Below are 5,846 nucleotides of genomic sequence, written 5' to 3'. Positions count from 1 at the left end.
GGTGTTGACAGCGGCGAATAAGTGCTTCATAATCTCGTTTCTCTGCTGCTGACGCACACAACGCTGCGACGCAAAGCTGGATCAGAAGATGGTCTGGTAGGGTAGAAAAGATTTAGGTTCTTTAACAATTAACAGTCAATAAATGTGGGCACTTGGTGAAGCGCACCATTCGATCTAGGTTGAATGGAATGCTTAAATAATATAGCAAGTGTTCACAAGAAATAACAAAGCAAGACGATGATTCAGCAATGAGTCATTGAACTGTCAGTATTTTGAGTGAGCGATGTGTCAGTCACATGACACAGTTCAGAAATGAACACAAAACAGAGATTAAACTGAAGAGTTTGATCCTGGCTCAGATTGAACGCTGGCGGCATGCCTTACACATGCAAGTCGAACGGCAGCGCGGGGCAACCTGGCGGCGAGTGGCGAACGGGTGAGTAATATATCGGAACATACCCTAGAGTGGGGGATAACGTAGCGAAAGTTACGCTAATACCGCATACGCACTAAGGTGGAAAGTGGGGGATCGCAAGACCTCATGCTCATGGAGTGGCCGATATCTGATTAGCTAGTTGGTAGGGTAAAAGCCTACCAAGGCGACGATCAGTAGCTGGTTTGAGAGAACGACCAGCCACACTGGAACTGAGACACGGTCCAGACTCCTACGGGAGGCAGCAGTGGGGAATTTTGGACAATGGGGGCAACCCTGATCCAGCAATGCCGCGTGAGTGAAGAAGGCCTTCGGGTTGTAAAGCTCTTTTGTCAGGGAAGAAACGGTGAGTTCTAATACAGCTTGCTAATGACGGTACCTGAAGAATAAGCACCGGCTAACTACGTGCCAGCAGCCGCGGTAATACGTAGGGTGCAAGCGTTAATCGGAATTACTGGGCGTAAAGCGTGCGCAGGCGGTTTTATAAGTCTGATGTGAAATCCCCGGGCTCAACCTGGGAACTGCATTGGAGACTGTAAGGCTAGAGTGTGTCAGAGGGGGGTAGAATTCCACGTGTAGCAGTGAAATGCGTAGATATGTGGAGGAATACCGATGGCGAAGGCAGCCCCCTGGGATAACACTGACGCTCATGCACGAAAGCGTGGGGAGCAAACAGGATTAGATACCCTGGTAGTCCACGCCCTAAACGATGTCTACTAGTTGTCGGGTCTTAATTGACTTGGTAACGCAGCTAACGCGTGAAGTAGACCGCCTGGGGAGTACGGTCGCAAGATTAAAACTCAAAGGAATTGACGGGGACCCGCACAAGCGGTGGATGATGTGGATTAATTCGATGCAACGCGAAAAACCTTACCTACCCTTGACATGGAAGGAATCCCGAAGAGATTTGGGAGTGCTCGAAAGAGAACCTTTACACAGGTGCTGCATGGCTGTCGTCAGCTCGTGTCGTGAGATGTTGGGTTAAGTCCCGCAACGAGCGCAACCCTTGTCATTAGTTGCTACGAAAGGGCACTCTAATGAGACTGCCGGTGACAAACCGGAGGAAGGTGGGGATGACGTCAAGTCCTCATGGCCCTTATGGGTAGGGCTTCACACGTCATACAATGGTACATACAGAGGGCCGCCAACCCGCGAGGGGGAGCTAATCCCAGAAAGTGTATCGTAGTCCGGATTGTAGTCTGCAACTCGACTACATGAAGTTGGAATCGCTAGTAATCGCGGATCAGCATGTCGCGGTGAATACGTTCCCGGGTCTTGTACACACCGCCCGTCACACCATGGGAGCGGGTTCTGCCAGAAGTAGTTAGCTTAACCGCAAGGAGGGCGATTACCACGGCAGGGTTCGTGACTGGGGTGAAGTCGTAACAAGGTAGCCGTATCGGAAGGTGCGGCTGGATCACCTCCTTTCTAGAGTAGCGCGTAGTTAAGTGTCCACACTTATTGACTGTTAATGATAATGAACAGAGAACGGTTTGCGTCGGGGTAGCAATGACCGGACAGCGACTGAAGGTTCAGTAGCGGGTCTGTAGCTCAGTTGGTTAGAGCACCGTGTTGATAACGCGGGGGTCGTTGGTTCGAGCCCAACCAGACCCACCAGGTTGCTTGAATAAAAGAGAAGTTGTGCTTTTATTTGAATATGGGGGATTAGCTCAGCTGGGAGAGCACCTGCTTTGCAAGCAGGGGGTCGTCGGTTCGATCCCGTCATCCTCCACCAAGAAATCGCAAACCTAAGTCAGTGCAGCAATTAGCACCGAGGTTTAGGTTTGTACTTTCAAAGCGAAAGACAATAGTAATTAAGTAGTTCTCGTTCTTTAACAATTTAGAAGAAGTAAAGTAGAAATAATCAAAATTATTTCTGTAAAGAGAAGTCAGTGACGACAGTCATTGATGGAAATTATGGAAGGGTTGTGATTGTATCGAACAAACATAGTATTAAAAAGAGTTTGAAAAAGCTGTCGAAAGACAAGTTTTAGAAATATCAAATTCCTTGAGATACGGCAAACGCTAAAGTAATACTCATAAGTAGTAAAGAACTATACCGTTTCTTGGTGATGAACCGGATTATTGAAGTGATTCAATAATGCGACACCAGGAGTTAACGTTATAGGGACAAGTGACTAAGTGCACATGGTGGATGCCTTGGCGATATCAGGCGATGAAGGACGTAGTAGCTTGCGATAAGCTGCGGGGAGTGAGCAAACACACATTGATCCGCAGATTTCCGAATGGGGAAACCCGGCCGTAAGGTCATTGCATACTGAATACATAGGTATGCAAAGCGAACGTGGCGAACTGAAACATCTAAGTAGCTACAGGAAAAGAAATCAACCGAGATTCCCAAAGTAGTGGCGAGCGAAATGGGAAGAGCCTGCAAGATTTAGCATCTTTAATAGTAGAACGGATTGGAAACTCCGGCCATAGAGGGTGATAGCCCCTTATACGAAATTATCGGTGTGGAACTAAGTTTGCGACAAGTAGGGCGGGACACGAGAAATCCTGTCTGAACATGGGGGGACCATCCTCCAAGGCTAAATACTCGATATCGACCGATAGTGAACCAGTACCGTGAGGGAAAGGCGAAAAGAACCCCGGGAGGGGAGTGAAATAGAACCTGAAACCGTGTGCATACAAACAGTAGGAGCGGACTTGTTCCGTGACTGCGTACCTTTTGTATAATGGGTCAGCGACTTACATTCAGTGGCAAGGTTAACCGCATAGGGAAGCCGTAGAGAAATCGAGTCCGAATAGGGCGAATCAGTCGCTGGGTGTAGACCCGAAACCAAGTGATCTACTCATGGCCAGGTTGAAGGTGCGGTAACACGCACTGGAGGACCGAACCCACTAATGTTGAAAAATTAGGGGATGAGCTGTGGGTAGGGGTGAAAGGCTAAACAAACTTGGAAATAGCTGGTTCTCTCCGAAAACTATTTAGGTAGTGCCTCTTGTATCACCGTCGGGGGTAGAGCACTGTTATGGCTAGGGGGTCATCGCGACTTACCAAACCATTGCAAACTCCGAATACCGACGAGTGCGAGCAAGGGAGACAGACATCGGGTGCTAACGTCCGGTGTCAAGAGGGAAACAACCCAGACCGCCAGCTAAGGTCCCAAAGTATAGCTAAGTGGAAAACGAAGTGGGAAGGCTAAAACAGTCAGGAGGTTGGCTTAGAAGCAGCCACCCTTTAAAGAAAGCGTAATAGCTCACTGATCGAGTCGTCCTGCGCGGAAGATGTAACGGGGCTAAGCTATACACCGAAGCTGCGGATATCCATTTATGGATATGGTAGGAGAGCGTTCTGTAAGCCTGCGAAGGTGTCTTGTAAAGGATGCTGGAGGTATCAGAAGTGCGAATGCTGACATGAGTAGCGATAATGGGGGTGAAAAGCCTCCACGCCGTAAGCCCAAGGTTTCCTGTTCAACGTTCATCGGAGCAGGGTGAGTCGGCCCCTAAGGCGAGGCAGAGATGCGTAGCTGATGGGAAGCAGGTTAATATTCCTGCACCGTCGTATGATGCGATGGGGGGACGGATCGCGGAAGGTTGTCCGACTGTTGGAATAGTCGGTTTTTAACCTGGAGAAGGCTGTTAGGCAAATCCGGCAGCGTAATTCAAGGGGTTGAGACGAGTGAATTTATTCATGAAGCAATCGGAAGTGGTTCCAAGAAAAGCCTCTAAGCTTCAGTCATACGAGACCGTACCGCAAACCGACACAGGTGGGCGAGATGAGTATTCTAAGGCGCTTGAGAGAACTCGGGAGAAGGAACTCGGCAAATTGGTACCGTAACTTCGGGATAAGGTACGCCCTTGTAGTTTGACTGCCCTGCGGCAGAAGGACGAAGGGGTTGCAATAAACTGGTGGCTGCGACTGTTTAATAAAAACACAGCACTCTGCAAACACGAAAGTGGACGTATAGGGTGTGACGCCTGCCCGGTGCTGGAAGATTAAATGATGGGGTGCAAGCTCTTGATTGAAGTCCCAGTAAACGGCGGCCGTAACTATAACGGTCCTAAGGTAGCGAAATTCCTTGTCGGGTAAGTTCCGACCTGCACGAATGGCGTAACGATGGCCACACTGTCTCCTCCCGAGACTCAGCGAAGTTGAAATGTTTGTGATGATGCAATCTACCCGCGGCTAGACGGAAAGACCCCATGAACCTTTACTGTAGCTTTGCATTGGACTTTGAATCGATCTGTGTAGGATAGGTGGGAGGCTTTGAAGCGTGGACGCCAGTTTGCGTGGAGCCATCCTTGAAATACCACCCTGGTTTATTTGAGGTTCTAACCTTGGCCCGTTATCCGGGTCGGGGACAGTGCATGGTAGGCAGTTTGACTGGGGCGGTCTCCTCCCAAAGTGTAACGGAGGAGTTCGAAGGTACGCTAGGTACGGTCGGACATCGTGCTAATAGTGCAATGGCATAAGCGTGCTTAACTGCGAGACTGACAAGTCGAGCAGGTACGAAAGTAGGACATAGTGATCCGGTGGTTCTGTATGGAAGGGCCATCGCTCAACGGATAAAAGGTACTCTGGGGATAACAGGCTGATTCCTCCCAAGAGTTCATATCGACGGGGGAGTTTGGCACCTCGATGTCGGCTCATCACATCCTGGGGCTGTAGCCGGTCCCAAGGGTATGGCTGTTCGCCATTTAAAGTGGTACGTGAGCTGGGTTTAAAACGTCGTGAGACAGTTTGGTCCCTATCTGCCGTGGGCGTTGGAAGTTTGAAGGGGGCTGCTCCTAGTACGAGAGGACCGGAGTGGACGAACCTCTGGTGTATCGGTTGTCACGCCAGTGGCATTGCCGAGTAGCTATGTTCGGAAGAGATAACCGCTGAAAGCATCTAAGCGGGAAACTCGCCTTAAGATGAGACTTCCCAGAGACTTGATCTCTTTAAAGGGTCGTTCGAGACCAGGACGTTGATAGGCTGGGTGTGGAAGTGCAGTAATGCATTAAGCTAACCAGTACTAATTGCCCGTAAGGCTTGTCCCTATAACCTTAGCAGGTAATAGGCTACGACAAGTATTGTGAAGTGTTTGCGAAAATGTGCCAGTTGTGGAAACAACCAGGCAAGTTCGGCAGCAGTCACAACCAGCACAGCAAGCGATGGTCTCGCTTGCTGTGAAAAAACAAATTTGATTAGTGCGAATAAGATCGCACACTCTACTGAGCTTCTTCTGAATTGGATTTGTTGCCAGCTACAAAGTAACGTAGCTATCAACGAATCAACAAGTTATGCCTGATGACCATAGCTAATCGGTACCACCCCTTCCCATCCCGAACAGGACCGTGAAACGATTACGCGCCAATGATAGTGCTGCAACCAGTGTGAAAGTAGGTTATCGTCAGGCTTTTATTCCGCAGACCCCCGCTCATTTATTTGAGTGGGGGTTTTGCTTTT

General features: G+C 49.3%; 2 tRNA genes and 3 rRNA genes. All 5 read left to right on the top strand.

Annotated features, from left to right (window positions below):
• The first annotated feature begins 332 nt into the window (after positions 1-332).
• The 5 genes from ACO0LN_RS30075 (at position 333) to rrf (ending at position 5,796) form a co-directional block, all read left to right on the top strand.
• Positions 333-1,861: ribosomal RNA gene (locus ACO0LN_RS30075) — 16S ribosomal RNA — on the top strand.
• A gap of 112 nt (positions 1,862-1,973) precedes the next feature.
• Positions 1,974-2,050, top strand: a tRNA-Ile gene (locus ACO0LN_RS30070).
• 42 nt (positions 2,051-2,092) lie between these two features.
• A tRNA-Ala gene (locus ACO0LN_RS30065) sits at positions 2,093-2,168 on the top strand.
• A gap of 393 nt (positions 2,169-2,561) precedes the next feature.
• Positions 2,562-5,437: ribosomal RNA gene (locus ACO0LN_RS30060) — 23S ribosomal RNA — on the top strand.
• A 246-nt stretch (positions 5,438-5,683) separates the two neighbouring features.
• Positions 5,684-5,796, top strand: a 5S ribosomal RNA gene (rrf, locus tag ACO0LN_RS30055).
• Together the 16S, 23S and 5S rRNA genes with 2 tRNA genes alongside form the textbook arrangement of a ribosomal RNA operon.
• Positions 5,797-5,846: the final 50 nt, after the last annotated feature.

Origin of the sequence: Undibacterium sp. TC9W, assembly GCF_049339865.1 — a bacterium.
Classification (GTDB): Bacteria; Pseudomonadota; Gammaproteobacteria; order Burkholderiales; family Burkholderiaceae_D; genus Undibacterium.
The sequence above is the reverse complement of the archived record's forward strand: the minus strand, read 5'-3'. Positions and strand labels throughout refer to the sequence as shown.